We start from the raw sequence: 2,981 nt of genomic DNA, 5'->3' as shown, positions 1-2,981 counted from the left end.
TGACGCGGGCAGTGTGGGAATGACGCGGGCAGTGTGGGAATGACGCGGGCAGTGTGAGAATGACATCACTATAGCATTCACCTAAGGCGGACAAAAGGCCGGACAGTAGTGAAATATAGATTTCAATTATTGTCATGCTTATAATATTATCAGCCGTCAGATAATAGACGATTATTAAAGGATTATAATACTAACTAAAACCGCACTATCCTCTCGAATAGTACGGCATTAGCTGAGTTGATGGTGAGGTGTTTAAATTGCTACTGTCTTCTTTTGTCTTACAGCTTTACTGCAATTATTTAAGGTTCTTCATTTATTCCATTAATATGTTATACATGCAAACGTTGAATTTAGTTCCTGTGTATTCAATATTTTTATACCAACTGTACAAGTATTACCAGAATTGTCGGAAGTAACTTCCGGCAATACAAAGCAACTTTTAACAGCGTAAAAACACCCTATATTCTTAATTGTTTATTCCATATTATTATCCATAGATTAAAAACTGACTTCTATTGACAAAATGGGTTTTATAAATAATTCGAGCTAATTTTGGCAAAGTCTTAAATTATTAAACCGCATCACTTTTGTTGTGATGCGGTCAAGAGTACTGAGATGTTGGAGAGTTGCTTGCTGCAATTAGTTCCTGGTTTCCATTCAGAAACTTTTAAATGCTTATCTTATCTTGCTTACATACTCTTATATGATTGCGATTATAAATAGTTCCAACTTTTTTATACCCGGATTTTTTAGTTGAATTATTGATTAAAATTTTCTAATTGGAATGTCGTTGATTATAAGCATAACTCAAACCGCAATAACCTTGATTCCATGACTCATCAATAATTCGGCGGTTACACCATTACCATTTACGAGTTTGTCTGCATTATATACCTGTCCGCAGCCGCAGGCGGGGCTTTTAGATTTAAGGATAGCCACCCTGGCATCTTTACTCCTTGCTAATTCCAAAACCTTCTTAGCGCCATCAAGATAACTAAGCGAAACATCTTGGCCATTTTCATTAACAACAATTGTATTCCCATCCAAAACATCTTTCCCCGAACCATTTTCAATCCACGACTTGGGGCGGGGCACATCAAGGCCGCCCTCGATTTCGGGGCAAACGGGCGTTAGGTTATATTTATTTTCGTATTCAGCCAGATTTGGCAGCGTTTTTGTTCTGCCATCATACCGACATCGCAAACCAACCAGACAGGCTGAAATCAGGGCATTTGTTATAATCGCTGTCATATTATTTCCAATTAGTAGCTTTACCTAAAAAAAGCCCCGAAATTGTCGGGGCTTTGCAGTTAGTTATTTATGATTCTATTATGATTTAAAAATAATAGATTTTACAAAGAAATCTTTTGGGTTGATTGGGCGGCCATATTTTCTAACCTCATAATGAAGGTGAGGGCCGGTTGACCTGCCCGTAGAGCCTATATTGCCAATCAAATCCATTCTATTAACATGTTGTCCGTTTCGGACTTTAATTATTTCAAGGTGTCCGTAATAGGTTTTTAAATTGTAGCCGTGATCGATAATAATGAAATTTCCCATTCCCTTATCCCAGCCGCACTTGAGAATAACGCCATCAGCCGGGGCATAAACATGAGTTCCCTTGCGAGCGCCAATATCAATGCCTTTATGCATAGTTAATAAACCGGTAAAAGGATCTTTGCGAACACCCATACCGGATGTTATGTAACCATTAGTGGGCATAATAGATGGAGTATGGTCGAGAACATCTTTTTTGCCTTTAATCTTTTCGTATACATCATCAAATGAAACATTTTCAAAATCGATTTGCCTGGAAATTTTGTTTATATCTTTTTCAAGTAAAGAAAGATTTTTTGCGGCTGGAGAATTAAACTCGACAGAACTGAAATCAGGTCCGCCGATACCAACCTCGCGAATAGATGGATCGATTATAGGAAGATCAAAAGATAATCTAATATTATCATCTTTCCGGATAACATTAGCAATTTGCCCCTTCATTAATTCTACGGATTCTCGAACATTTGCAAGTTCGGATTCAAGATATTGGTTTTCATCTTCCAATGAAACCAATCTATATTGGTCGATATCAGATTTTATATATCCATAGGCAAAAAAGGCTGAGCATATAAAGAAAACACACAAAGCAACTAATAAAACCTTAACTTTCCATTTAGAAATTCTTTTTTCAATTACCTTGCCTGTATCATCAGGCACGATAATTACCGAAAATTCAGCTCGCGACATCTACTACTCCTCCTGTAAAAATAGCTGGGCAAATTTATTACAAGCAAGTCAGATTGTCAAGGTTATTTTATTAATAAGTGCTCACGTTTCAGTATCTTTGCCACAACCTTAATAAATTTCTCCGCATTTAAAGCCTGTAAGCTGTATAGATGCCAACACGTTTTTTCGGGCATTTTATATTCCGGTTTAGGTTTTTTAGCCATTACGGCTCCTCTCCGGATTTTCCGAAAAAACTTACATTGTCAAATAACTCTATAAATTCTATCGGCAAAATCCGTTTCTGCTTAAAGTTTTTAAGATTTCATTAGAACCTCCAGTCCAAAATGCAACATCTATTCCGGTTAATGTTTCAATGTTTCAAAACAGAGGAGCGCTGCCATATCACGTTGAACCTCAATACATTTATTAAAACTCTAAACTGTCTGCTTAAGTTCTAAAATTAACAATAATTATGGGATTTCCCCTATATAAAAGGGATTGATTCAATACTTATATAGCCAGCATTAATCATGGAATAAAACTACTTTATGATACACTACTGTCCGGCCTTTTTCATAGAATTCTTTAAATATTATCCAACAAGCGAAACTTGCTTGATTCGCAACCCATAGAACAACAAGACATTGGAAAACTCCAGCAAACATCGCTATTCTACTTTTTGCTTTGCATAATATTTCATGCCTGTCCGCCGACAGGCGGGCGCCGGCAGGCAGGAGGTATCGGCATGACCAATCTCT

At 37.0% G+C, this 2,981-nt stretch carries 3 protein-coding genes; all 3 read right to left on the bottom strand.

Annotated elements, in window-relative coordinates; genetic code table 11:
- Nucleotides 1-807 precede the first annotated feature (807 nt).
- Complete coding sequence (locus J7K40_06630) at nucleotides 808-1,251, bottom strand: DUF523 domain-containing protein (GenBank protein MCD6162071.1); 444 nt, start codon at nucleotides 1,249-1,251, stop codon at nucleotides 808-810.
- Between the two features lie 78 nt (nucleotides 1,252-1,329).
- The gene (locus J7K40_06625; GenBank protein ID MCD6162070.1) at nucleotides 1,330-2,244 is read right to left on the bottom strand and encodes a M23 family metallopeptidase; all 915 of its coding nucleotides are present in this window, start codon (nucleotides 2,242-2,244) and stop codon (nucleotides 1,330-1,332) included.
- Nucleotides 2,245-2,306: 62 nt separating this feature from the next.
- Nucleotides 2,307-2,447 (bottom strand): hypothetical protein, encoded by a 141-nt coding sequence (locus J7K40_06620; protein ID MCD6162069.1) that lies wholly within the window; start codon nucleotides 2,445-2,447, stop codon nucleotides 2,307-2,309.
- Nucleotides 2,448-2,981 lie beyond the last annotated feature (534 nt).

The sequence above is a fragment of the Candidatus Zixiibacteriota bacterium genome (genome assembly GCA_021159005.1).
In the GTDB taxonomy this organism is placed as follows: Bacteria; Zixibacteria; MSB-5A5; order UBA10806; family 4484-95; genus JAGGSN01.
The sequence above is the reverse complement of the archived record's forward strand: the minus strand, read 5'-3'. Positions and strand labels throughout refer to the sequence as shown.

Coding starts and splice junctions, on each gene's coding strand:
- J7K40_06620 (MCD6162069.1), bottom strand. CDS start 2,447: ATGGCTAAAAAACCTAAACCGGAATATAAAATGCCCGAAAAAACGTGT.
- J7K40_06630 (MCD6162071.1), bottom strand. CDS start 1,251: ATGACAGCGATTATAACAAATGCCCTGATTTCAGCCTGTCTGGTTGGT.
- J7K40_06625 (MCD6162070.1), bottom strand. CDS start 2,244: ATGTCGCGAGCTGAATTTTCGGTAATTATCGTGCCTGATGATACAGGC.